21 protein-coding genes are annotated in these 24,803 nt (G+C 55.3%); 7 read left to right on the top strand and 14 right to left on the bottom strand.

The annotated features are described in order from the left end of the window. Positions 1–6 precede the first annotated feature (6 nt). The 7 genes from cobN to AAC086_RS17520 all read left to right on the top strand — a co-directional run bounded on the left by cobN (position 7) and on the right by AAC086_RS17520 (position 9,936). Positions 7–3,792: a cobaltochelatase subunit CobN gene (gene cobN, locus AAC086_RS17550; RefSeq protein WP_339780627.1), complete on the top strand. Its 3,786-nt coding sequence runs from the start codon at positions 7–9 to the stop codon at positions 3,790–3,792. Continuing rightward, on the top strand, positions 3,779–4,615 hold the full coding sequence (locus AAC086_RS17545; RefSeq protein WP_339780626.1) for an endo alpha-1,4 polygalactosaminidase: 837 nt from the start codon (positions 3,779–3,781) through the stop codon (positions 4,613–4,615). The genes cobN and AAC086_RS17545 overlap by 14 nt, the downstream gene beginning before the upstream one ends. A 319-nt stretch (positions 4,616–4,934) precedes the next feature. Then, a complete protein-coding gene (locus tag AAC086_RS17540; protein WP_339780625.1) occupies positions 4,935–5,615 on the top strand; it encodes a hypothetical protein in 681 nt (226 codons plus the stop codon). Positions 5,616–5,835: 220 nt separating this feature from the next. Then, a complete protein-coding gene (gene cobO / locus AAC086_RS17535; RefSeq protein WP_339780623.1) occupies positions 5,836–6,489 on the top strand; it encodes a cob(I)yrinic acid a,c-diamide adenosyltransferase in 654 nt (217 codons plus the stop codon). A 71-nt stretch (positions 6,490–6,560) separates the two neighbouring features. Further along, a complete protein-coding gene (locus AAC086_RS17530; RefSeq protein WP_339780622.1) occupies positions 6,561–8,264 on the top strand; it encodes a cobyric acid synthase in 1,704 nt (567 codons plus the stop codon). Positions 8,265–8,449: 185 nt separating this feature from the next. Further along, positions 8,450–9,124 carry a glutathione S-transferase family protein gene (locus AAC086_RS17525; RefSeq protein WP_339780620.1) on the top strand — a complete coding sequence of 225 codons (675 nt, stop codon included), beginning with the start codon at positions 8,450–8,452 and terminating at the stop codon, positions 9,122–9,124. Beyond that, on the top strand, positions 9,121–9,936 hold the full coding sequence (locus AAC086_RS17520) for a class I SAM-dependent methyltransferase (RefSeq protein ID WP_339780619.1): 816 nt from the start codon (positions 9,121–9,123) through the stop codon (positions 9,934–9,936). The genes AAC086_RS17525 and AAC086_RS17520 overlap by 4 nt, the downstream gene beginning before the upstream one ends. Before the next feature lie 154 nt (positions 9,937–10,090). On the opposite strand, the gene AAC086_RS17515 is transcribed toward AAC086_RS17520, so the two are convergent. From AAC086_RS17515 to AAC086_RS17450, 14 genes are all read right to left on the bottom strand, one after another. Then, complete coding sequence (locus AAC086_RS17515; RefSeq protein WP_339780618.1) at positions 10,091–10,750, bottom strand: transposase; 660 nt, start codon at positions 10,748–10,750, stop codon at positions 10,091–10,093. Between the two features lie 323 nt (positions 10,751–11,073). Further along, a complete protein-coding gene (locus tag AAC086_RS17510) occupies positions 11,074–11,355 on the bottom strand; it encodes a YciI family protein (protein ID WP_339780617.1) in 282 nt (93 codons plus the stop codon). A gap of 111 nt (positions 11,356–11,466) precedes the next feature. Further along, complete coding sequence (locus tag AAC086_RS17505) at positions 11,467–11,949, bottom strand: rubrerythrin family protein (RefSeq protein WP_339780615.1); 483 nt, start codon at positions 11,947–11,949, stop codon at positions 11,467–11,469. A 268-nt stretch (positions 11,950–12,217) separates the two neighbouring features. Further along, the gene (gene irrA, locus AAC086_RS17500; protein ID WP_339780613.1) at positions 12,218–12,655 is read right to left on the bottom strand and encodes an iron response transcriptional regulator IrrA; all 438 of its coding nucleotides are present in this window, start codon (positions 12,653–12,655) and stop codon (positions 12,218–12,220) included. A gap of 220 nt (positions 12,656–12,875) precedes the next feature. After that, positions 12,876–14,270, bottom strand: a complete 1,395-nt coding sequence (locus tag AAC086_RS17495) for a nitronate monooxygenase (protein WP_339780669.1) — start codon at positions 14,268–14,270, stop codon at positions 12,876–12,878. A 108-nt stretch (positions 14,271–14,378) separates the two neighbouring features. Next, complete coding sequence (gene pnp, locus AAC086_RS17490) at positions 14,379–16,502, bottom strand: polyribonucleotide nucleotidyltransferase (RefSeq protein WP_339780611.1); 2,124 nt, start codon at positions 16,500–16,502, stop codon at positions 14,379–14,381. A gap of 213 nt (positions 16,503–16,715) precedes the next feature. Then, a complete protein-coding gene (gene rpsO / locus AAC086_RS17485) occupies positions 16,716–16,985 on the bottom strand; it encodes a 30S ribosomal protein S15 (protein ID WP_085578370.1) in 270 nt (89 codons plus the stop codon). Positions 16,986–17,002: 17 nt separating this feature from the next. Further along, positions 17,003–17,929: a tRNA pseudouridine(55) synthase TruB gene (gene truB / locus AAC086_RS17480; RefSeq protein ID WP_339780610.1), complete on the bottom strand. Its 927-nt coding sequence runs from the start codon at positions 17,927–17,929 to the stop codon at positions 17,003–17,005. Then, complete coding sequence (gene rbfA, locus AAC086_RS17475) at positions 17,929–18,351, bottom strand: 30S ribosome-binding factor RbfA (protein ID WP_339780608.1); 423 nt, start codon at positions 18,349–18,351, stop codon at positions 17,929–17,931. Before rbfA ends, truB begins: the two co-directional genes overlap by 1 nt. A 17-nt stretch (positions 18,352–18,368) precedes the next feature. Further along, entirely contained in the window at positions 18,369–21,161 is a 2,793-nt protein-coding gene (infB, locus tag AAC086_RS17470) for a translation initiation factor IF-2 (protein ID WP_339780606.1), read from the bottom strand. A gap of 80 nt (positions 21,162–21,241) precedes the next feature. Beyond that, positions 21,242–21,832 (bottom strand): RNA-binding protein, encoded by a 591-nt coding sequence (locus AAC086_RS17465; protein ID WP_339780604.1) that lies wholly within the window; start codon positions 21,830–21,832, stop codon positions 21,242–21,244. A 19-nt stretch (positions 21,833–21,851) separates the two neighbouring features. Next, positions 21,852–23,411: a transcription termination factor NusA gene (nusA, locus tag AAC086_RS17460; RefSeq protein ID WP_339780602.1), complete on the bottom strand. Its 1,560-nt coding sequence runs from the start codon at positions 23,409–23,411 to the stop codon at positions 21,852–21,854. A gap of 9 nt (positions 23,412–23,420) precedes the next feature. Next, on the bottom strand, positions 23,421–23,960 hold the full coding sequence (gene rimP / locus AAC086_RS17455; RefSeq protein WP_339780600.1) for a ribosome maturation factor RimP: 540 nt from the start codon (positions 23,958–23,960) through the stop codon (positions 23,421–23,423). Positions 23,961–24,124: 164 nt separating this feature from the next. Beyond that, positions 24,125–24,733: a biliverdin-producing heme oxygenase gene (locus tag AAC086_RS17450; RefSeq protein ID WP_339780598.1), complete on the bottom strand. Its 609-nt coding sequence runs from the start codon at positions 24,731–24,733 to the stop codon at positions 24,125–24,127. Between the last annotated feature and the right edge of the window lie 70 nt (positions 24,734–24,803).

Below are 24,803 nucleotides of genomic sequence, written 5' to 3'. Positions count from 1 at the left end.
CGTTTTATGCATTTACTTGCCGCACAGCCGGGCACGATCACGGATGGCAGCGAAGCCGTCGATCTGGGGCAAAGCCCCGGTGATGTTGTTATTCTGTCGGCAGCAGAATCCGAGCTGGCCTGCCTGGCATCGGCGCAAACCGGTTTACACGCGGAATTTGAGGACAATATTCCGTCGCTGCGCCTGGCGAGTTTGTTGCAGCTGGGCCATAACATGTCGGTTGATCTGTATCTCGATGATGTGGTGTCCCATGCCCGGTTTATCATTGTCCGGGTGCTGGGCGGGCGCGGTTATTGGGAATATGGCATTGAACAACTTGTTGCCCATGCGCGCGAAAATGACATTCCGCTGGTTTTGTTGCCCGGCGATGATCAGCCCGACGGAGAAATGCTGTCGCTTTCAACCCTGAAAGGACAGGCATGGCAACAGATCTGGCGCTATCTGGTCGAAGGCGGGCCGGGCAATGCCAACAATTTGTTGCGATATGTTTATGAATACCTGACGCCTGATCGTGACTGGCACTGGCAACCGCCGGCTCCGCTGGTTAAGGCCGGTCTCTATTGGCCCGGCACAACCGGTTTGTCGCTGGCCGACATTGGGGCTAAATGGCACGCAGATCGCCCGGTAGCGGCAATTGTGTTTTACCGTGCGCTGGTTCAGGCGGGCAACCTTGATGTGATTGACGCCGTGATTGGCGCGCTTGATAAAGCCGGGATTAACGCCCTGCCGGTTTTTGTTTCCAGCCTGAAAGACCCGGTGGCCGCTGCCCTGGTGGCAGAATGGCTGGCGCAATCGCAATCGGACCTGATTTTAAATACCACCGGCTTTGCCCTTGCCGTGCCGGGTGTTGTGCGCGGTGAAAGCCCGTTTGATGCGGTGGATGCACCGGTGATGCAGGTGGTGTTATCGGGTGGTAGTGCTGCGGCATGGCGCGACGGGGTGAACGGGCTGGCCGCACGCGACATCGCCATGAATGTCGCCCTGCCCGAGGTGGACGGGCGGATATTTTCCCGCGCCATTTCGTTTAAGGGATCTGCCGGGCGCGATGCGTTAACGCAAATTGATCTGGTTAAATATATCCCGGTGGCCGACCGGGTGGGTTTTGTTGCCCAACTGGCGGCAAACTGGGTGCGGTTGCGCCAAACCCCGGTGGCCGAAAAACGGGTGGCCATGGTGATGGCCAATTACCCCAACCGCGATGCCCGTTTGGGCAACGGCGTGGGGTTAGATACGCCAGCAGGCATGATGGAAACCCTTCACGCCCTGCAGGCTGCTGGCTATGACATCTGCGACCTGCCCGACGATGGTGCTGATTTGATTGCCCGGGTCAAGGCCGGGCCAACCAACGATTTTAAATCGCTTGATCAGCGTGTTGTGCGTATCACCCTGCCCATGGCCGATTATCAAGCGGCATTCGCGGCTTTGCCCGTTGCCCTGCAAAATCAGGTCACGGATCGTTGGGGTGCCCCGGAAAAAGACCCGTTTTATCGCGCGTCACAGGGCGGGTTTGTTTTATCGATTGTGCCCATGGGCAATGTCGTGATCGGGCTGCAACCGGCACGCGGCTATAATATCGACCCGCTGGAAAGCTATCATTCCCCCGATCTGGTGCCACCGCACAGCTATTTTGCCTTTTATATCTGGCTGCGGCACAGCTTTGATGCCCATGCCATTATTCATTTTGGCAAACATGGCAACATGGAATGGCTGCCGGGCAAATCGCTGGCTTTGTCCGAAAATTGCTTTCCCGAGGCTGTTTTTGGCCCAACACCGCATTTATACCCGTTTATTGTCAATGATCCCGGCGAAGGCACACAGGCCAAACGCCGCGCCCAGGCCGTCATTATCGACCACCTTACTCCGCCCTTAACCCGTGCCGAAAGTTACGGCCCGCTGAAGGATATGGAGGCTCTGGTTGATGAATATTACGATGCCGCGGCCGTTGATCCGCGCCGGTTAAAGCTTTTAAAGCGCGATATTCTGGAACTGGCCGTGCGCATCGGGCTGGACCGCGATTGCGGCATTGCCCCGGGCGAAGACGAAGAATCGGCCCTGGCAAAACTCGACAATTATTTGTGCGAGCTGAAAGAACTGCAAATCCGGGATGGCTTGCATATTTTTGGCAAGGCCCCGGAAGGTCGCCTTTTGACCGACTTGCTGGTGGCCCTTGCCCGTTTGCCGCGTGGCAAGGATGCCGGGGCAACGGCGTCACTGCACCGTGCGCTGGTGCGCGACTTGTTGCCAGACCCTGAAACGGCGTTTGATCCGCTTGATTGTGTGATGGGCGATGTGTGGCAAGGCGACCGCCCGCAGGCCTTGCGCGATTATGACGCGGTCTGCGGCGCATGGCGCACCCATGGCGACACGGTCGAGCGGCTGGAATTGCTGGCAATGGATTTGGTGGCGGGGGAAAAAGCCGCCCCAGGGGATTGGATTCAGACCATCGATGTTATTTACGATATCGAAACATCCCTGCGCCCGGCGATAACCCAATGCGGGGCTGCCGAGATTAACGGGCTTTTGCGCGGGTTGGCGGGCAAGTTTGTCGAACCGGGGCCGTCAGGCGCGCCGACACGGGGCAGACCCGATGTTTTGCCGACCGGGCGGAATTTTTATTCGGTCGATACCCGAACCGTACCGACCCCGGCGGCGTGGCAATTGGGCTGGAAGTCGGCCGAATTGTTATTGGAACGCCATGTGCAGGAACATGGCGAATGGCCAGCGGCTCTTGGCCTGTCGGTGTGGGGGACCAGCAACATGCGTACAGGCGGCGATGACATTGCCCAGGCAATGGCGATGATGGGGGTAAAACCGACATGGGATTCCGCATCGCGCCGGGTGACCGGGTTTGAAATTATTCCGATTACGTTATTGGGCCGCCCGCGCATCGACATTACCCTGCGCATTTCCGGTTTTTTCCGCGATGCTTTTCCCGGCCTGATCGATTTGTTTGACAGTGCCGTGCGCGCGGTGGCTGCCCTGAACGATGAACCGACCGATATGAACCCGATTGCCCGACGGGTTCGCGCCGAAACAGCCAAGCTGACAGCCGATGGTGTGGATGCCGTTTTGGCGGCGCGACAGGCGGCGTTTCGTGTTTTTGGCTCCAAACCGGGGGCCTATGGGGCCGGTTTGCAGGCGATGATCGACGAAAAATTGTGGGAAAACGAGGCCGACCTGGCCGATGCCTATCTGGCATGGGGCAGTTATGCCTATGGCAACGGGGCCAGCGGCGAAGCGGCCCGCGATGTTTTTGAAACCCGGTTGGGGGCGGTGGATGCCATTGTTCATAATCAGGATAACCGCGAGCATGATGTGCTCGATTCCGACGACTATTATCAGTTCGAAGGCGGAATGACATCGGCGGTGCGCCATATATCGGGCCAGCAGCCGGTGGTTTATCATAATGACCATTCCCGCCCCGAAAGCCCGAAAATCCGTACTCTGGACGAAGAAATCGCCCGGGTGGTGCGGGCGCGTGTGGTGAACCCCAAATGGATCACGGGTGTTATGCGCCACGGCTATAAGGGGGCTTTTGAAATGGCGGCAACGGTGGATTATCTGTTTGCTTTTGCCGCCACCGCGCGCTGTGTCGCCAACCATCATTTTGATCTGGTCTATGACGCCTATCTGGGCGACGATGCGGTGCGCGATTTTATCGCCACCCATAACCCTGATGCCCTGAAAGACATTCGCGACCGGCTGGCCGAGGCGATTGACCGCGGATTATGGCAACCAAAGCGCAACAGCGTTGCCGCCAATTTAATGGAGGGGCGCGATGAAGCCCGGTAAAGCAATGTGGGTGGGAAAAATTGCCTTTTTTGCAAGGTCGTGCCTGATTTTATCAACTCTGCTGCTAATGTTGCCTGCAATTGCCACGGCTGCACCCCAAACGGCGGCGGCAACGTGGTCACCGGTCCCCAACGGGGCGCTGCATTGGCAATTGCAGGGCGATGTCGTGCCCGCGCCGGGAACAAAGGTTATTGATAGCGATGTGTTCGACACGCCCGCCACACAGGTGAAAAAATGGCGCGATCAGGGGCTTTATCCTGTGTGTTATGTCAATGTGGGGGCCTTTGAGGACTGGCGCGATGACGCCATTGATTTCCCCGACGACGTGATCGGGGCGGCTTATGATGGTTGGCAGGGCGAAAGATGGCTTGATATCAGCCATTTTAAGGCCCCTGCCCCGGTGATGGAAGCAAGGCTGGATTTATGCGCCGACAAAGGGTTTTTGGCCGTCGAACCCGATAACATTGACGGGTACGATAATGAAACCGGGTTCGATATCACCCGCGATGACCAGGTGGCATATCTGCACTGGTTGATTGGGCAGGCCCATAAACGCGGTTTGGCGATTGGGCAAAAAAACGCCCCTGATCTGATCAGTGATCTGGTTAACGAGATGGATTTTGCCCTGCTTGAATCGGCATGGCGGGATAACTTTTTAGCAGATTTCACGCCGTATCATCAGCAGAACAAGCCGGTTTTTGCGGTGGAATATCGCGAAGACGGGGCCGATTTGGCGGCGGTGTGTGCGGATATAAAGCAGTATGGCTTTATCGGTATGGTGGCAAATTATGACCTGGCCGGACAGGTTGAAAACTGCCGCTGACAGGCAATGTCTTTGAAGATGGTGTCAACCGATGCGCGACTGGCGGCACGGACAGGCCGGAATTTGAAATTTGGATCGATACAGAAACAACCCTGCTGTGCCTGTGCCGCACCTGTATATTGTAGCAGATTCGTTAATTGACCCCAAAAAGTGGTATTTTTGACCATTTTGGTAAAGTTTAACGTTTCGAAACCGGGTAATTTATGCGTTAATACATTATTAACCCTTGGTTGGGCGAAGAGTCACCCCATTTGGGGCCGGGACGCATCGGCGATAACAGCCGGTAAAAAATGCGCCAGGCCCAAGGCAGGAGGCCGCGATGGAGACTTTAAAACAGGTTCGTTTGCCCCATTATGCGCAAACACCGCCCCCCGCCCATAGCGGGCATGCGGAAATTATCGATTTTCTTTTATCCGGGCAGGATGTGCCCCAGTGGTTGCGCCATGACTTGCACGGTAAAGGCAATACGCGCCCGGCCCGTGGGGCGATTGGCGCGGTTTTGGCCTTGCGCGACCATTTCAATAAATGCCATCAACCGGTTAGCCAGGACCTGTTTCATGAAGGTTTATGTGAATTGGGCGGCCATTTCCCCCTGCCTGCAAACCAACACATCAAATCGCGCGAACGCATTTACTGGCGTTATTTGCAAGGCGTTGAAAAACCGGTGTGGCAGGCAACGGTGTCGCTGGCACATATTCGGCAAAAAACATTCCCCGTGGTGCGCGATCTCCGCAGCCTGATTGCCGCTGTGGTTGCCAGCCGCAACTGGGCCGAACGCCGTTTGGAACAGATTGAACAAAGTTTTCAAAAACCGGCAACAGCACCTAATGCAGGCATGGCAAAGGCGTTGGTGCGGTTGCGGCAAATGTCGCCCGGCGACCGGCTGCAATTGTTTAACAAGGCCCGGATGCGCCGCCCCGAACTGGCCAATACCGACATGCGCGAACCGGCAAAATGGGCCGATCTGGTCGCCGCCGACCTGGGTGTGGTGTCGCGTTAGGGACAGGTTAACGCGTGCTGATTGCTGTGTTTATACCGAAACGGTACGCCGTTGTGACATGGCGTACCGTTTTGCGTTTGTGCATGTCACGGTCGCCGGGCGGCAAGAGCCTTGTGCGGAAAATTGACAATCCTTCTTGATTGTCATCGGGCTTTGGCCGACTTTGGCATCATAAAAGGGACGCAAGATCGCCCGTATTTCAGCAAGGATGGAAAAGCCAATGACGGATCGTACCCAAACGATTGCAACGCCGACAGCGGCAACCGCCATAGACGACCAAAATGCCCGCCACGATGAAAAAATGAAAAAAATCAAAGCCGCGCGTGACCGCATGATGGCCGAGAAAATCGACAAAAAAGGCCTGGTGATTGTCCATACCGGCAAGGGTAAAGGTAAATCATCCTCGGCCTTTGGCATGGCGATGCGGTGTGTGGGGCATGGCATGAAGGTCGGTGTGGTGCAGTTTATCAAGGGCGGCTGGGAAACCGGCGAGGCAAAGTTGTTGGCACAATTCCCCGAGCTGTGCGAATTTCACGCCATGGGGGCCGGGTTTACCTGGGAAACGCAAAACCGCGCCCAGGATATTGCCCTGGCCCGCCAGGCATGGGAAAAAGCCCGCGAAATGATGCGCGATCCGTCTTATGCCATGGTCATTCTTGACGAATTGAACATTGTTTTGCGCTATGATTTTGTGCCACTCGATGATGTTCTGGCCGCCCTTGTTGACAAACTGCCTGATCAGCATGTGGTGATTACCGGGCGCAATGCCCCGGAAAAACTGATCGAAGCGGCCGATCTGGTGACTGAAATGACGATGGTCAAACATCCGTTTCGCGAACAGGGGATCAAGGCCCAGATCGGGGTCGAGTTTTAATAGGCAGCTTTCATCAGGCCGTTTTGATCGGGGCGTTTTGACCCGTCAGCACAGAAAGTTTCGGTTTTACAATGAAATTGCCAGGCGGTATTGCGGCGACCAAGACCACCACCCCGGCCCTGATGTTGCAGGGCACGGGGTCGGATGTGGGGAAATCCTTGCTTGTCGCGGGTCTGTGCCGGGCCTTTGCCCGGCGGGGCCTGCGGGTGCGCCCGTTTAAACCGCAAAATATGTCCAATAATGCTGCCGTCACTGCCGATGGCGGCGAAATTGGCCGTGCACAGGCCTTGCAGGCCCGGGCCTGCGGGGTGGATACCAGCGTGCATATGAACCCGGTATTGTTAAAACCGCAAAGCGACATTGGTGCGCAGGTGGTGGTGCAGGGACAGGTGTTAACCAACGCCCTGGCGCGCGATTATTACCGCCTGAAACGCGATTTGCTGCCCCGCGTGATCGACAGTTTCAATATTATTGCCAGGGATGCCGACCTTGTAATTGTTGAAGGGGCCGGGTCGCCGGCAGAAGTGAATTTGCGTGCGGCCGACATTGCCAATATGGGCTTTGCCGAGGCGACAAAAACCCCGGTGGTGCTGGTCGGCGATATTGACCGTGGCGGTGTGATTGCGTCAATCGTTGGCACCCATGTTTTGCTATCAGACAGTGATCGTCAGTGGTTAAAGGGCTATATCATCAACAAGTTTCGCGGCGATGTGTCGCTGTTTGAACCCGCACTTGATATTATTGCCGACCAGACCGGGCTTAAAAGTTTTGGTATTGCAACGTTTTGGCCAGGCGCGGCAAAATTGCCACCCGAAGACGGCGTGGCACTGGGCCAGACGGAACGGTATCGCCGGTCGGTGCGTACCGATTTGGCACATAGCGGTAAAAAGAATGGTTTGCGCGCGACGCGCGACGATATCGATGCTCATGCGGGTTCTGGTGCCGAGACTGGCGCGCCGTATACGGGCCATGTGCCTCTGGTGCGGGTTGCCGTGCCGCATTATCCTCAGATTGCCAATTTTGACGATCTTGACCCCCTGCTGGCCGAACCGGGCATTGATCTTGTTTTGGTGAAACCGGGCGAAGTGATGCCGGTGGATTGCGATCTGGTGGTGCTGCCTGGCAGCAAATCGACCTTGGCCGATTTGCGGTTTTTAAAGGCACAGGGCTGGGACATTGATATTAAAGCTCATTGGCGTAATGGCGGCCATGTCATGGGCATTTGCGGTGGCTATCAGATGTTGGGCAATATGGTCTGCGACCCTGACGGGGTGGAGGGCGCGCCGGGTGACGAGGCCGGGCTGGGTTTGCTCAATGTGGAAACCGTGATGGCGGGGCGCAAAACCCTGCGCCAGGGCAAGGCTGTGGTAGCGGGTAATGCCCCCCTATGCCCGGTGCCCGATGGCACAGCCCTTAGCGGATATGAAATTCATATGGGCCAAACCACCGGGGCGGACTGCGCGTTTGGCTGGGTTGTGACCACAGGCAATGAAGGTGGTTCTGTCGCCGGGGGTAAAAGTGCCGGTGAAGCAGATGGGGCAATTGGTGGTCTGGGCCGGGTGATGGGATGTTATTTACACGGCATTTTTGCCAGCGATGATTTTCGCAGGGCCTATTTGGCCGCGATTGCCGGGCAGGAAATATGGGGGCAAAGCATTGCCTTCGAAGCCGAAATTGAGGCCACACTGGATGGTCTGGCCGATCATTTGGAACAATGCCTGGACCTTGATGCCCTGTGGGCACTGGCGCAAACACGCAATAATGCGATGATTTAATTCGTTTTGTTAACGATTAGGCGTCATAATGGTGACATGTTAAACCGGCATGGCGGTCAGGCGCAGGGATAGCTTTACATCACACCCTGACACATGTTTTTTAAAACCATTGCAAATCGATCCCAAACCGGGTCAAAAGCCGTGAATTTGTCACATCTTCATTCTTGATCGGTAAGCTGCTGACCATGCGTCTATTATATCATTTCTGGCTGTCTCCATTTTCGCGCAAGGTACGGTTGGTTCTTGCGGAAAAGAAACTGGATTTTGACCTGGTTTCCGAACCGGTATGGGAGCGGCGCGAGGAGTTTTTGCGCCTGAACCCGGCCGGTCAAGTACCGGTCTTGCAGGAAGAAGACGGCACCGTCATCGCAGACTCGACGGTTATTTGTGAATATATCGATGAAGTTTACAACGATGATCCGTTGATGGGCAAAACCCCGGTGGAGCGCGCTGAAATTCGCCGCCTTGTGGCGTGGTTTGATGGCAAGTTTAACACCGAAGTCACCGATAATCTGTTGGGCGAAAAATACCTGAAACGTTATTTCGCCAAGGGGTCCACCCCTGATACCGGCTGCCTGCGGGCGGGCCGGGTCAATGTCGGGCATCATCTGGATTATCTGGGCTGGTTGTTTGAACGGCGTAAATGGCTGGCGGGCGACCGTTTGACGATGGCCGATATTGCCGCTGCGGCCCAAATTTCGGTTATCGACTATATGGGCGACATTAAATGGGCGCGCCATGAACGGGCCAAGGAATGGTATATGCGGATTAAAAGCCGCCCGTCGATGCGCGACATTCTGGCCGATCGCCAGGTTGGGTTTCCGCCCGCAGCACATTATGCCGATCTGGATTTTGAATGACCCCTGCCAACCCGTCAAAACAGCCCGGTTTTTACCCCGCTGGCGGGTTGAATGTTGCCAGTTATGATTTGCGCGCCGAACTGGACCGTAAACTGTTTGACGATCCCCTGCCCTTTTACCGTGATCAGGCGTTAAAATCCGGTGGTCCGGTGCTGGAGCTTGGCTGTGGCACCGGGCGGATCTGTGCTGAAATTGCCCAAAATGGCATTGCCGTTGAGGGGCTGGATTTATCCGAGGCGATGCTGGCCATCGCCCGGCAAAAATACCCTGCCCAGCGTTTTCACCATGCCGATATGTGCGACTTTGATCTGGGCCGTCCGTTTGCCCTGATCATAATTCCGTTTCGGGGCTTGCAGGAAATTGTTACCGCCCGCGGTCAGCGCGCCGCCCTGGAGCGCGCCTTTGCCCATTTGATGCCCGGTGGCAGGCTGGTATTTGATTTGATCGACCCTGATTTGCGCTATTGCCTGCCAGAAGGCGACCCGGAAATTGTGCCATTGCCGTTGTTTCCCATGCCCGAAAATATCGGCTCTGCGGGTAGCAAATTGCGCATTACCGCGATGGAGCGCACCAACAATCCGCTGACCCAGCAGTTTTCCGAACATTGGCGGTTTGAGGAAATCACCTCCGACGGGCATGTCTTGCACCGCGAGGATAACTGGCATCACATGCGCTGGGTGCACCGCGCCGAAATGGCCCTGATGCTGGAGCTTTGCGGGTTTGTTTCGATTTCGGAATATTCAGGATTTAACGATGAGCCGCCCAAATATGCCACCAATCAGGTGTGGATGGCACAACGCCCGCATCAATAATGTTGAGCTAAAGCATATTTCCTTTAATATGCTTTAAAACGAATGGTGACGATGGCCGACATATAAAGCGCCCGGCGGACGATAGCCCTTCCGCCCGTCACAAAGGCGCGTCCAGTCCTGCGTCATGACTGGCGGGTCATTGGCGCAAGGTCGCTTAGGGCTCGGCGGCCTTCTCGTCAAGCTCTCCAAGTTCCGGGATTTCAATGAGAAGGGCAAAGGCAGTGATCTGCGACAGCCCGGGAATAGAGACGAGAATATCGTATCTGGCCTTCAGGGTCTGATCGTTGCTGACCAGTGTCATAATCGACTCGGTGACGGCCTTTAACTGGCTTTCAATTTGTCTGAGGCGGGCGGCATTCTGCTTTTTAAGCAGCGGATTGACAAGGTTTTTGCTTCTGTTTTTGGCCGCCGTCCTGTCTTTGACAAGGGCTTGCCGTGCAGCATGCAATTCCTTCAACTCGCTGAGGATATGCGTTTGGGTTTGCAATATGCGTGGTTGCAGCAATTGGCCATAACGGGCCAAAAGTTCCGCATCGATCCTGTCTGTCTTGGCTGCCTCGCAGAAGCGCCTGGCAAAACGGGGATTGACCTTGGAAAGCCGCAATCCTTTTGTCATCATAAAGCATTCAAACGCTTTGTGATAAGGGCCGGTCGGCTCGTAAACAAGGTGGTCCAGGGTCGCGCTATCGATCCATTTGACAATGGCGGCAAAACCTTTGCGATCATTGCTCACATGCAGTCTTTCGCCGTCCGGCAGCCTGTGAAGATCAATATGGTCTTTCGAGATGTCCGCACCGATGATAATCTCAGTCATCTTTTCCGTCTCCTATGCTTGTCATCAGAGCCTTAAAGTATATTTCCTTTAATATGCTTTAAAGCACTTTTCCTTTAATATGACCCATTTTGCCAGTGCAGTCTGCCGCCTGGCAAGGAGAAGTCCGCAGGGCGTAATGGGTTTACGGACAAGGATTTCGACGCGGCCAGGCGGCAGACTGCGCTGGCCCACAGGGTTTGATTTTGGCGGTGTTTGGCGGCGTTACACCGCTCGCCCGATGCGCCGCATCGCGCAGCGCGCTGTGCCTTGCCAAACGACACGCCAAAAACAAACAAAATGGGGCGTATTAAAGGAAAAGTGCTTTAGAGCAATGTTTCCAGTCCATTGGCCATCATATTTGGCTCAAATTCGATGATGTCATAGCGGGCATATCCCTTTTGCCAAAAAGGATCAGCTTCCAGGCAAAGATCCAGATTTTCGCGCGAACACCGCGCCAGAATAATGCCGCCCTCGCGCGGTTTTTTCGGGCCCGATGCAATGAAATTGCCTGTGCCATAACACTGCTTCAGCCATTCCACATGTGCGGGCAGGTCGGCATCAATTTTCGCCAGATCGACAAGATAGGTCAGGTTAACAATGAACATTCACAACATCATCCGGCAATGGAGACACATAAAACACAGGCCGTTGCACAATAACCTGCCAACACACACTCATAAACGACACACGCCCGTTGCAATTATTGGATCTTGCCTTCAGAGCGAACCTTTGGTCCGCGCCGACGCCGCAACGTCCACTGTTGCGGCACCGCCATCAACAGGCTCGCCAATGTCGCGCAAGGCCCGTTCAAAGCGGCTGGCATGCTGGGCTTCAACCCGGGCCAGAGTTTCAAACCAGGCGGCAACATCGTCAAGGCCTTCGTCGCGGGCCACACGTGCCATTTCAGGATAGGAATTTTCACCTTCGTCACGTTCGCCCATCAGGGCTGCGCGCAGATTTTTGCGACTATTGCCAATCGGCAACCCGGTTTGCGGGTCGCCACATTGCTCAAGAAATTCCAGATGACCAAAGGCATGGCCGGTTTCGGCTTCGGCAGCACTGCGAAACAGGCCGGCCAGTTGGGTCATTCCTTCGATATCAGCCTGTTGGGCAAAATAAAGATAACGCCGGTTCCCCGCCGCTTCAGCCGCAAAGGCTGCCCGCAGGTTTTCCTCGGTACGTGTTCCCTTTAACGCCACATGGGCCCCCTGTTTCTTTTACGATAGGAATTAAAAAGGACGGCACACGGAACCCCGCATTGCCGTCCTTCTATTTGTGCCAATATCGATGCGCGTCAAGAACCAAAGGGGCGTTTGGCAACGCGCCGGTTCATTTTCATCACCCTGTCATAGCAACGACCAAAATGTGAAAGGCATAACATGCACTTGCACGTTGGGCATTATGCCGTCAAATAACCAGCGGCTTACATCAATGATGAAAACCCGATGTTATCACGTCTATTATTGCTTAGGCAGCAACGTGGCGTTCCTGCTGGCGGCGCAAACGAAAAACCAGATCAACCGATGAAAGTTCAGTGCCACGCGGCATATTGGGAATGCGCGCCAGATGCACAGCATCGGCAGGAATATCCACCAGGCTGCCGTCATCTTCGCAATAAAAATGATAATGCGGTGCGACATTGGTGTCGAAATAGGACCGACCGGAATCTACGACGATTTCACGGATCAGACCGGCATCGGTAAACTGGTGCAGGGTGTTGTAAACCGTTGCCAGCGAAACTTTCACATGCTGCGCCATGGCTTCGGAATGAAGCTGCTCGGCAGTGACATGCCGGGGACCGGCATCAAACAGGAAACGGGCCAGTGCAAGGCGCTGGCGGGTCGGGCGCAGACCGGCTTCTTTAAGACGGTTGAGCGCGTGGGTGTAAGGCCGCTGGATGGTCATGATGGTGCCCCTTCGATGAAGTTTCGAACCGGCGGTTGAAAGACAACTGCCCTTTGATTTCGAGGCTATATTAGGCGAACCTTAATGGCGTTTTCTTTGATTTTGATCAACTATAATTATTCTTGTGATCATTTGGCGCCTTAGTGGAAAAATAAAGGGCCGGTCAATGACCAGCCCTTCACTTTTTCTATACAACGCGGGGTTGACCCGTGCAAACCGGTTAGTCGCCGGTCGCAATACGGTCAACAAGCTGTTTGACCGTCGGGACAAAACCGTTGGCATAAAACGGATCTTCGCCGAATTTATAGGCATTATGTCCGGCAAACATCAGTTCATGTTCAACCGGAAAACCATGCGCAATGTTTTGCAGGGTTTTCTGAATGCAAAAAGACCGGGGATCGGCACGTTTGCCGGTCGTACCTTCACCCTGCTGCCAGTTCGAAAACTGGCACTGGGACAGGCAGCCCATGCAATCGATCTGATCTTTCTTGATCTCAAGCGCGCTTTCGGGCGTGACAAAGACCATGGTGTCATCGGGTGTCGGCATGCCTTCGCTGTAACCAGCCGCAAGCCAGCCGCGCACCTTGTCGGCATCGTCTTCGCGGACATAAATCGGACGCCCGCGACGGCCCAGCGGAATCCCCACATGCAGATCGGCCTCGGCAGTTCGCGAATAACGCACCTGACGATCCGAGCGCTGATGCAGGTCTTCAAGAAACGCATTGCGCACCGCCGAGCTGTAAAAGCCGGTCGGGCTGAATTTATGGAGCGAGACTTCACCACTTTTCAGGGTCACAAGCCGCTTTTTCCATTCTTCGGAAATCGGGCTTTCCTGCGTCAGAAGTGGGCGCGTACCATACTGAAACGCCACCGGGGCCACTTCAGGATTGTCGATCCAGTCTTCATAATCGCGCAGGAACCACACACCACCAGCCATAATGATCGGAACATCATTAAGACCAACGGAATTCATAAATTCGCGCAGTGCCCGTACACGCGGGAACGGATCTTCCGGGACCAGCGGGTCTTCGGAATTTGACAGACCGTTATGTCCCCCGGCAAGCCACGGATCTTCGTAAACCACGCCGCCCAGCCACTCGGGAACCTTTTTATAGGCCCGCAGCCAAAGCGCGCGAAACGCACGCGACGAAGACACGATCGGGTAATAATAAACCCCGAACGATGCCGCAATTGTCGAAACCCGATACGGCATGCCTGCACCGCAGGTAACACCATGAACCAGGCCTTTTGTGCCCTCAAGCACACCTTCGAGAATCTCTTCGGCACCGCCCATTTCCCACAGCACATTCATGTGCAAACGGCCTTCGCCGTTGCGGGTTTCATGAGCGACCTGTGCCTGGGCGATACCGCCTGCAATGCCATATGAAATCAGTTCGTAATGACGTTCACCGCGGGTTTTGCCTTCATATGTCATCGGCACAATGTTGCCGTCCGCATCAAAGGTGTCGGCGTTGACAGCGGAAAAAGTGCCGATACCACCGGCCGCAGCCCAGGCGCCTGAGCTTTGACCTGTCGAAACAGAGATGCCTTTTCCACCTTCGACCAAAGGTAGAACCTCTTTTCCCGACATGACGAGCGGTTTAAGGGCTTTCAAATTTGTCTCTCCCATTCGGCTTTTCAGATGAGCGGGTCATCCGAATGCACGTGAAGAAAGGGCGGCGGCCTGTTATTGTTATCGCCGCCCACTCTCACATACCTTCAATCAGGCTTCAGCAGCATCAAGGTCCGCGCCGGTTTCCTGATCGACGCGCTTCATCGACAATTTGATCTTGCCGCGGTCATCGAAACCAATGACCTTGACCTTGACCTGATCGCCTTCCTTAACCACGTCGGATACCTGTTTGACACGTTCCTGTGCCAGTTCCGAAATGTGGACCAGGCCGTCACGCGCACCAAAAAAGTTTACGAATGCGCCGAAATCGACAGCCTTAACAACCTTACCATCATAGATATGATCCAATTCAGGTTCTGCAACGATCGATTTGATCCAGTCAACAGCCTGCTTGCCTTTTGCACCATCGGTATGAGCAACAGTGATCGAGCCATCGTCTTCGATATCGACCTTCGCACCGGTTTCTTCGCAAATCTCACGAATAACCTTGCCGCCAGAACCGATAACATCACGGATCTTGTCGCGCGGAATGCTGAACTGGGTGATGGTCGGGGCATTGCCCGAAACTTCACCACGGGCTTCCGGCAGGGCTTTGGACATTTCACCCAGAATATGCAAACGGCCATCGCGGGCCTGGCCCAGGGCGATCTGCATGATTTCTGCGGTGACAGAGGTGATCTTGATGTCCATCTGCAACGAGGTAATACCAACTTCGGTACCGGCAACCTTGAAATCCATGTCGCCAAGGTGATCTTCATCCCCCATGATGTCGGACAGAACGGCAAAATCGTCGGCTTCCTTGATCAGGCCCATTGCGATACCCGCAACCGGACGAACCAGCGGAACGCCGCCATCCATCATCGCAAGCGAAGTCGCGCAAACGGTCGCCATCGAGGATGAACCGTTTGATTCGGTCACTTCCGAAACGATCCGCACGGTATAAGGAAAAGCTTCCTTGGCCGGCATCAACGGATGAATCGCGCGCCATGCCAGTTTACCATGACCGATTTCACGACGTCCCGGCGACCCCATACGGCCAGCTTCACCAACCGAGTAGGGCGGGAAGTTGTAATGCAGCATGAAGCCTTCACGGTATTCACCATCCAGGGCATCAACGATCTGTTCGTCCTGGCCGGTACCAAGGGTGGCAACTGCCAGCGCCTGGGTTTCGCCACGGGTAAACAGAGCCGAACCATGCGCACGCGGCAGAACCGAAACTTCACCCATGATCGGGCGAACGTCGGAACCGCTACGACCATCGATACGCTTGCCAGTTTTCAGAATGGCACCGCGAACAATGTCTTTTTCCAGGTTCTTGAGGATCGAGGAAATCTTGCCTTTCAGGGCATCGGCGATTTCTTCGTCAGCCAGCTTGGCAAGGATTTCTTCCTTGGCAGCCGAAACAGCCGCCGAACGGTCCTGTTTGACAACATGGCCATAAGCAGCGGTCAGGCTGTCGGTTCCCAGGGCGGCAATTTTTTCGACCAGGGCGTCATACCCTTCCGGCAGACCAGCAATGTCACGCGGGTCTTTGGCGGCATCTTCAGCCAGATCAATGATCAGGTCGATGACGGCCTGGAACTGGTCATGACCAAATTTAACAGCCCCCAGCATGATTTCTTCCGAAAGCTCCGAGGCTTCGGATTCAACCATCATCACGCCTTCGCGGGTACCGGCAACCACCAGGTCCAAAGCCGACCCCTTAACGGTTTCGGTGGCCGGGTTCAGAACATAGGCACCGTCATTATAACCCACACGCGCCGCACCGATCGGGCCGAGGAAAGGCAGGCCGGAAATGGTCAGGGCAGCAGAGGCGCCAATCATGGCAACGACGTCAGGATCGTGTTCCATGTCGTGCGACAGAACGGTACAAACGATCTGGGTTTCATTGCGGTATTGCGGATGAAACAACGGGCGAATCGGACGGTCGATCAGGCGGGAAACCAGGGTTTCTTTTTCTGACGGACGGCCTTCACGCTTGAAAAAACCACCCGGAATTTTACCAGCGGCAAATGCCTTTTCCTGGTAATTCACGGTCAGCGGGAAAAAATCGATGTCCGGGCGCGGCGACTTGGCACCGACAGCAGTACACAGAACCACGGTTTCACCATAGGTGACCATAACCGCACCATCTGCCTGACGGGCAACCTTGCCGGTTTCCAAAACCAGCTTGGCATCACCCCACTGCATTTCCTTACGGACGACATTAAACATATTACTTCCTTCCAAACCTACTTGCGGACCAAGCAATTGTAACACGAGATCCGAACACATTAATTATGAGGCTTTTAAGTCAGGCAGCATAATTAATGGGTCCGGACAATCCGAGCGTGACCAGCCTTTCTGGCGTGCTCTCCCGTATCTCCCGATCCGCGGGACAATAAAAAACGACGGCGGAGGGTAAAACCGCTCCGCCGCGCGTCAAAATCAGCGGCGAATACCGAGGGTCGCGATAATCGCTTCGTAACGTTCAGTATTTTTGCGCTGCAAGTATTTCAGCAACCGGCGACGCTGGCCAACCATCATCAAAAGACCACGACGGCTATGGAAGTCGTGCTTGTGCTCTTTCATGTGTTCGGTCAGGTTTTTGATCCGTTCGGTCAAAATAGCAACCTGGACCTCGGGGGAACCGGTATCGCCTTCTTTCTGGCCGAATTCTTTGATCAGGTCGGTTTTACGTTCAGCAGTAATCGACATCAGGCATCCTTTCGCCTTTAAAGATTAAATACACGCACCGGGCGGATTTCGCCGCCATGAATCTCGGCCAGCGCAACAGCGCGGTCGTTTAACATGGCACAAACGATTCCGTCCTGGGCGACGGGAGTTCCGAGGTCACTTCGTTTCGCAACAGCCAACAGCCCGACAGGCTGCCCGCTGGCAAGACGTTGTGCCTCGACTTCGGTCAGGGCCAGCGCCGGGATGTCGTCCAGCGCGGTCTCGACCGGAAGCAGTTTTTCCATTACCGCCTCGGGGTCCATTTCGAGCAAAGTTTGCAACGGAATGGAGTCCCCTTCTGCAAAAGGCCCCGCCGATGTCCGACGGAGCGCGGAAATGTGGCCGACAGAACCAAGGCGCAACGCAATATCGCGCGCCAGCGACCGCATATATGCCCCTTTGCCCGATATTACATCGAACACGGCATGGTCGCGGTCAGGCATGTCAACCAGTCGAAGATCTTTTATCAAAATCGGACGGGCTTTTAAAACCACGTCTTCATCGCGGCGGGCAAGATCATAGGCACGCTTGCCATTTACCTTGATCGCCGAAAATTTTGGCGGTACCTGCTGAATTTCACCGGTGAATTCACACAACACAGCCTCGATTTCCTCGCGGGTCGGGCGATGGTCCGATGTGGCGTTTACCTCGCCTTCGGCATCATCTGTGGTGCGTGATTCCCCGAATTTCAGGGTAACACGATAACTTTTGCTGCCATCCATGACATAGGCAACCGTTTTGGTCGCTTCGCCAAATGCAATGGGCAGAACACCGGTTGCCAGCGGGTCCAACGTCCCGCCATGCCCGGCTTTGGCTGCATCAAGCAGACGACGCACCTGATTAACCACGGTTGAAGACGTGATCTCAAGAGGTTTGTCGACCGCAAGCCAGCCGCTTATGATTTTACCGCGACGCCGACGCGCCATCAGGTGTCCTCTTTATCATAATCGTCCGCGTCCTCATCGGACGACAGATCCTGTGCGACATGCGGATCGCGCAGCAAAGCACCAATATTATCGGCGATATCAAAGCTGGTATCTTCGAGAAACCGCAATGCCGGGACATATTTCATATGCACGCTATTGGCAACATGGCTGCGCAAAACACCCTTTTGGCGTTTCAAGGCATCAAGGGTTGGTTTGGCATCGCCCCCGCCAAGGGGCGTTACCGAAACCATTGCATTGCGCATATCCGGGCTTAAATCCACCTTGGTCACTGTGACCGGGCGGCGCGTCAGTTCCGGATCGTAAATGTCACCACGTTCAAGAGCGCGCGACAACGCCTGGCGGATTTCCTCCGCCACGCGCAACTGTCGCTGACTTGGTCCTTTGGCAGGTTGCTTCGGCATATCGTTTCATCGCCTCCTTAAAGCTGGACGGCGATTTCCTCCTGCTCGAAGCACTCGATAACGTCGCCTGCAACAATGTCATTGTATTTCGCAAATGACATCCCGCATTCATACCCCTCGCGCACATCCTTGACTTCGTCCTTGAAGCGACGGAGCGTCGAAAGTTCGCCGGTATGAATAACCACGTTGTCGCGCAGCAAACGAACACCGGCACCGCGCTTGACGGTCCCTTCGGTGATCATGCAGCCCGCAATCTTGTTACCCGAAATGGTAAACACTTCGCGGATCTGAGCATAACCCAGGAATTTCTCGCGAACTTCGGGTGACAGCATACCGCTGAGCATCGCCTTGGTGTCGTCGGCAACATCGTAAATGATCGAATAATAACGAATATCGACATTATCACGACGGGCCTGGTCACGGGCCTGCTGGTTGGCACGGACGTTAAAGCCAATGATCAGCGCGTTCGAGGCACGGGCCAGCGTCACGTCCGATTCGTTAATCCCGCCAACACCACTATGCAAAACACGAACACTGACTTCGTCATTGCCCAGTTTCTGCAAGGTACCGATAAGGGCTTCGACCGAACCCTGCACGTCACCCTTGATAACGATCGGCAATTCCTTGCTGCCGCCATTGGTGGTGAACATGTTTTCAAGCGCCGATTTTTTCATCGCTGCCGCCTGCGTTTCGCGGATGCGACGCTGACGGAAGTCAGAAACTTCACGGGCCTTGGCTTCGGTTTCGACAACAACAAAATCATCACCAGCCGACGGAACACCGTTAAGGCCGTTAACCTCAACCGGCATCCCCGGAAGGGCGGTTTCGATCCGGGTACCGTGATCGTCGATCAGGGCACGAACACGCCCCCATTCCGGACCGGTGACAAAGATGTCGCCAGTATTAAGCGTACCGCGCTGTACCAGAACCGTTGCCACCGGACCACGGCCCTTTTCCATACGTGCTTCAACGACAACGCCGTCAGCAACACGGTTGGGGTTGGCTTTCAGATCCAGAACTTCGGCCTGCAACAGAATGGCTTCTTCAAGATCGGTCAGACCGGTACCGGCTTTGGCCGATACTTCAATCGTCTGAACATCGCCGCCCATTTCTTCGACAACAACTTCATATTGCAGAAGGGCCGTTTTAACCTTGTTGGCATCCGCACCCGGCTTGTCCATTTTATTGATCGCAACGATCATGGGGACATTGGCCGCTTTGGCATGGTTGATGGCTTCAATCGTCTGCGGCATGACCGAGTCGTCAGCAGCAACCACCAGAACCACGATATCGGTTACCTTGGCACCGCGTGAGCGCATTTCGGTAAATGCAGCGTGGCCCGGGGTATCGATAAAGGTGATCTTTGAGCCGTTTGCCATCGTCACCTGATAGGCACCGATATGCTGGGTAATGCCACCCGCTTCGCCGCTGACCACATCGGTTTTACGCAACGCATCAAGCAACGAGGTTTTACCATGGTCAACGTGACCCATCACGGTGACAACCGGCGGACGTGAAATCAGCTGTTCATCGGTATCATCGGCAACAACCAGCGCTTCTTCAACGTCAGCGTCAGAAACACGCTTCATCTTGTGACCGAATTCCTCAACCACCAACTGGGCGGTATCGGGATCAAGGCTCTGGTTGATGGTGGCCATAACGCCCATTGCCATCAATGACTTGATCACATCGGCAGCACGTTCGGCCATACGGTTTGCCAGATCCTGAACGGTAATAACGTCCGGAACGACAACTTCACGAATGATCTTTTCTTTCGGCTTCTGCTGGCCCTGGTTACGGGCCTTGGTTTTAGCCTGCTGACGCTTGATCGATGCCATCGAACGGCGACGTCCACCTTCATCACCGGTCATCGCGGTGTTGATCGACAACTTGCCACGACGGCGGCTGTTGTCATCGGTTTTCGCACGCGCGCCACCACGGCCCGCAGCTTCGGCTTCTTCAGCCCGCTTGCGGGCTGCTGCTGAACGAACTTCTTCCTCGTCCAGTTCCTTGCGGCTTTTCGGCTTGGAGGCTGACGGGGCCGAACGACGGCGCTCTTCAGGGACCAGCGGTTCCGCCGGGGCACCGGGCATAATTTCTTCGGTTGCCTTTTTACGGACTTCAGGTTTCGGACGCGGCTGCGATTTCGCACGCGGTGCCTGGGCATCGCGGGCGGGTTCCGCATCCGCGTTTTTAGCTTTGGCAGCAGGAGCAGCGGCAGCGGCAGCAGGAGCAGCAGGGGCCGACGCTTCGGCCTTTTCCCTGGCGATACGCGCAGCTTCCTCGGCTTCAGCTTTCTTGCGTGCAGCTTCTTCCTCGGCCTTGCGTGCAGCATCCTTACGGGCCTGCTCGGCGGCGGCGGCTTCTTCCTGCTTGCGGCGTTCTTCAGCAGCTTTCAGGGCCGCCATACGAACAGCGCGTTCGCCCTGGGTCAGGTTGCCCTGTTCCTCATGAGCACGCGGACGCTGCTGTGCCGGCTTGGGCTTGTGCCGCTGGGCCGGGGCAGGCTTGGAAGGTGCCGATGCCGGTTTTTTCGGGGCCGCTGCCGGAGCAGGGGCCGACGTAGCGGGTGCAGCAGGAGCTGCCGGCGCGGCGTTTTCGCCCTCGACAGCATTATCCTTGTTCACTTCGCGAAAGCGGCCGGATTCGTTCTGTTCAAAAGTACGCTTCTTGCGCACCTCCACGGCCACAGATTTGGACCGTCCGTGCGAGAAGCTTTGACGCACCTGCCCAGCCTCGACCGTCTTGCGTAATTCAAGCTTCGATCGATTGAGGCTTAGCGGCTTCTTCTCCTGATCGCGATCACTCATAATCCGTCCAACTTCCTCATTTCCTGCGGGATCGGTCGCCTGGCGGCCAATCCTGTTCTTCCGTACGGCGCGGCCTGCCTTCAGGCTGCGCGGAATCCTTCAAGCCGCTGTAGTGCCCGGCTTAGGCGTTGCGCCAGACCACCTGGCGCAACTGCCGCATGTACTGCGTGATCGCGGCCAAAAGCCGCGGCAATCTCGGCAGCATTGAGAACGGAAAAAACCTGAAGACCGGCGGCTTTTGCCGCGATCCGTGCTTTTCCGTCCGCGGCACCGTCACGTGCCGCCAAAATCAGTTCCGCACCGTCATCAATTTGGGCGCGAACTTTCTCAAACCCGGCAACAGCCTGTCCGGCACGACGCGCCAGCGACAACAGATCGATGCACTTTTGTGACAGCATAACCTCGATCCTGTCAGCCAGCGCCGGGTCTACCACAACTTTTTGTCGCGCCGCCCGGGCAAAAGCATTTTTTGCACAGGCGGTATTTACCACATCCCGCGACGGGCACAACCATAATCCCCGTCCGGGCAAGCGTTCATCAAGATCAGGAACGACACTGTTATCCGGGCCGATCACAAATCTTAAAAGTTCTTCCTTCTCCCGGACCTCGCCGGTGACAATGCACCGGCGCTCCGGAACTTCTCGTTCCTTGCCGCCTTTGCGATGCGACATGGTCCCCTCCGATCAGCGATCAGGCGTCTTCGCCTTCCGCCCCGGCATCGCCGGTTTCTTCTTCCAGGTCATCAAACCAACCCAGACGACGGCGGGCTTCCATGATCATATCGTTCGCCTGATCAAGGGTAATGGTTTCAGTTGCACCGGCAAACTCGATCAGTTCGTCGCTGGCCAGATCAGCAAAATCTTCAAGATTTTTAACGCCATTCTCACCAAGCTGTACGGCGACTGCCAAGGAAATTCCGGGGAATTCAATTAAATCATCGGCAACGCCAAGTTCACCCCGGCGGCTCTGAAGACGTTCGGCTTCTTCGGCAAGATATGTGCGCGCACGTCCCCGAAGTTCTTCGGCAAGTTCTTCTTCGAAGCCTTCGATTTCAGCCAGTTCGGCGAGCGGCACATAGCCGACTTCCTCAATCGAGGTGAAACCTTCGGCGACAAGGAGATGGGCAATAACTTCGTCGACATCAAGGGCCTTGATGAACATTTCTGCCCGCTTGCGCGCTTCTTCCTGACGACGTTCGCTTTCATCTTCCTCGGTCAGTATATCAATATCCCACCCGGTGAGCTGCGATGCAAGACGTACATTCTGACCACGACGGCCAATTGCCAGGCTGAGCTGATCGTCAGGGACGACCACTTCAATACGATTCGATTCTTCATCAATCACAACCTTGGTGACTTCGGCCGGGGCCAAAGCGTTCACCACAAAGGTTGCCGGGTCTTCAGACCACTGAATGATATCGATTTTTTCGCCCTGCAATTCGGCGACAACAGCCTGCACACGCGAACCGCGCATACCGACACACGCACCAACCGGGTCAATCGAGCTGTCCGAGGACTGCACCGAAATTTTTGCGCGCGATCCAGGATCCCGGGCAACCGATTTGATCTCGATAATATTGTCGTAAATTTCCGGCACTTCCTGGGCAAAAAGTTTTGCCATGAAGGTCGGATGGGTACGCGACAGGAAAATCTGTGGGCCACGCTGTTCACGACGCACATCAAGGATCAGGGCACGAACACGGTCGCCCTGGCGCATGGTTTCACGCGGGATCAGTTCTTCACGGCGCAAAATGGCTTCGGTCCGGCCCAAATCAACCAGAACATTGCCAAATTCAACCCGTTTAACCGCCCCGTTGACCACTTCGCCAATACGGTCCTGATATTCATTATACTGACGTTCACGCTCTGCATCACGAACCTTCTGGACGATCACCTGCTTTGCGGTCTGTGCCGCAATACGGCCAAAATCAATCGGCGGCAGCGGATCAATCAGAAATTCGCCAAGTTCGACATTCTCGTCACGAATACGGGCCTGTTCCAGTGACATCTGGGTAAAATCGTTTTCGATGTCATCGGTAACTTCAATAAAGCGCGCCAGCCGGATTTCGCCGGTTTTACGGTCGATATGGGCACGAATGTCATGTTCATGGCCATAACGCGAGCGGCCAGCCTTTTGAATGGCCTGCTCCATTGCACCAAGAACCTCGTCACGATCAATGCCTTTTTCGCGGGCGACAGCATCAGCGACCTGCAAAAGCTCTGGCCGCGGCATTCCCGAAGTTGCTTCCATATCCAACCTCTATTCTGCGTTGTCGTCAGACCGGCGCTGGCCGGTGACATGCGCGATCAATTCATCCGTCAGCACGAGTTTCGCCTTTGCGATATCGGCTAACGGCAATACTTCACGTTCGCCATCCACTATCAGGGCGACCGCATCGTCTTCGAGTCCATCCAGCTTTCCGCTGAAACGGCGGCGACCGGCAACAGCCACCACCAGTTCGACCTTGGCGTCAAAACCGCGCCAAATCTCAAAATCCTTGCGCCGGGTCAGCGGCCGGTCAATGCCGGGCGAGCTGACTTCAAGATGATAAGCTCCGGAAATAGGATCATCAACATCAAGCAATGCTGAAACAGTACGACTGATTTCAACACAATTCTCAACGGTGATACTGCCATTTCCCTCGGGGCGATCCGCCATAATCTGCAGGATCTGGCTGTCTTTGCCCATCATGGACACACGTACCAGTTCAAACCCTAGTGCCTCTATCGACGGTGCGATAATTTCCGCGATCCGCGACAAGAGCGGGTCTTTCAACTGCTGTCCGATCAGTTCAGCCATATAAGATGCCATACCCCAGAATGCACAAAAGAGCGGGCCGAGGCCCACTCTTTGTTACGTTTTACAAAAAGCTTGCGCGCTTTATAACGCCAGTTTCCTCAGAAATCAAGTCACGATCCTGTCTCTAAGCCGCATTCAACCAAGGGATAGACCATGTTAAGCCTTTATGCGGCCACCTTGCGATCCGTGATCACAAGATTGTGGAAAAAACCGAACGCATCATGCGCCCCTTGCTGCACCGCGATTTCTTCATCGGCATTTAGCACAAGCCCATTAAGTTGCTCGACAAATTGCCGCCAATGCTTGCCCCGGCCTTCGTCATGGCCCGCCAGATGCCGTGCCCCGAACCCGTCATTCAGATCAAGACGGGCTGCCGCTTTTAACAAAAATGCCGCCCCAAGATTTGATCCCTCGCACACATAAAGCCAGCCTAAACGACCAGGGCCGGTTAACGGCGCAGATGTGCCGCTATGATCACGCGGTGTTGCCAAACCCAAATCACCAAGATCGGCACAAACACTGTCAAAACGGCTGCGTTCCGACAGGCCGGGGATCAGGGCATTAAGATCGTCGGCGTGGTAAAGCGGCTTCATCACAGCATGAAAGCAGTATTGCAGGGCCAGAAACCGGCCATAATTTTCCCGACTGTCAAAGGGCTTCATCGCCATGACCAGATCGTCAATCTGCTGATGATCTTCGCGGGTATTTGCTTTGATCCGTTCCAGCCGGGTCGGGGTTTGCTCGGTTAAGCGCGCTTTTATGTCCGTTGTCATGTGCGGGGCACCTTTTTTAACTGGTCCTGAAAATGGCGCGAAAACAGCGCCCGGGCACATCGGCGTGCCC

The organism is uncultured Thalassospira sp. (genome assembly GCF_963976115.1).
In the GTDB taxonomy this organism is placed as follows: Bacteria; Pseudomonadota; Alphaproteobacteria; order Rhodospirillales; family Thalassospiraceae; genus Thalassospira.
This window is presented reverse-complemented; position numbering and strand designations above follow the sequence as displayed.

Bases quoted from the DNA above. Each gene is read 5' to 3' on its own strand.
- cobN (WP_339780627.1), top strand. From the start codon at position 7: ATGCATTTACTTGCCGCACAGCCGGGCACGATCACGGATGGCAGCGAA.
- AAC086_RS17545 (WP_339780626.1), top strand. From the start codon at position 3,779: ATGAAGCCCGGTAAAGCAATGTGGGTGGGAAAAATTGCCTTTTTTGCA.
- AAC086_RS17540 (WP_339780625.1), top strand. From the start codon at position 4,935: ATGGAGACTTTAAAACAGGTTCGTTTGCCCCATTATGCGCAAACACCG.
- cobO (WP_339780623.1), top strand. From the start codon at position 5,836: ATGACGGATCGTACCCAAACGATTGCAACGCCGACAGCGGCAACCGCC.
- AAC086_RS17530 (WP_339780622.1), top strand. From the start codon at position 6,561: ATGAAATTGCCAGGCGGTATTGCGGCGACCAAGACCACCACCCCGGCC.
- AAC086_RS17525 (WP_339780620.1), top strand. From the start codon at position 8,450: ATGCGTCTATTATATCATTTCTGGCTGTCTCCATTTTCGCGCAAGGTA.
- AAC086_RS17520 (WP_339780619.1), top strand. From the start codon at position 9,121: ATGACCCCTGCCAACCCGTCAAAACAGCCCGGTTTTTACCCCGCTGGC.
- AAC086_RS17515 (WP_339780618.1), bottom strand. From the start codon at position 10,750: ATGACTGAGATTATCATCGGTGCGGACATCTCGAAAGACCATATTGAT.
- AAC086_RS17510 (WP_339780617.1), bottom strand. From the start codon at position 11,355: ATGTTCATTGTTAACCTGACCTATCTTGTCGATCTGGCGAAAATTGAT.
- irrA (WP_339780613.1), bottom strand. From the start codon at position 12,655: ATGACCATCCAGCGGCCTTACACCCACGCGCTCAACCGTCTTAAAGAA.
- pnp (WP_339780611.1), bottom strand. From the start codon at position 16,502: ATGTTTAATGTCGTCCGTAAGGAAATGCAGTGGGGTGATGCCAAGCTG.
- rpsO (WP_085578370.1), bottom strand. From the start codon at position 16,985: ATGTCGATTACTGCTGAACGTAAAACCGACCTGATCAAAGAATTCGGC.
- truB (WP_339780610.1), bottom strand. From the start codon at position 17,929: ATGGCGCGTCGGCGTCGCGGTAAAATCATAAGCGGCTGGCTTGCGGTC.
- rbfA (WP_339780608.1), bottom strand. From the start codon at position 18,351: ATGCCGAAGCAACCTGCCAAAGGACCAAGTCAGCGACAGTTGCGCGTG.
- infB (WP_339780606.1), bottom strand. From the start codon at position 21,161: ATGAGTGATCGCGATCAGGAGAAGAAGCCGCTAAGCCTCAATCGATCG.
- AAC086_RS17465 (WP_339780604.1), bottom strand. From the start codon at position 21,832: ATGTCGCATCGCAAAGGCGGCAAGGAACGAGAAGTTCCGGAGCGCCGG.
- nusA (WP_339780602.1), bottom strand. From the start codon at position 23,411: ATGGAAGCAACTTCGGGAATGCCGCGGCCAGAGCTTTTGCAGGTCGCT.
- rimP (WP_339780600.1), bottom strand. From the start codon at position 23,960: ATGGCTGAACTGATCGGACAGCAGTTGAAAGACCCGCTCTTGTCGCGG.
- AAC086_RS17450 (WP_339780598.1), bottom strand. From the start codon at position 24,733: ATGACAACGGACATAAAAGCGCGCTTAACCGAGCAAACCCCGACCCGG.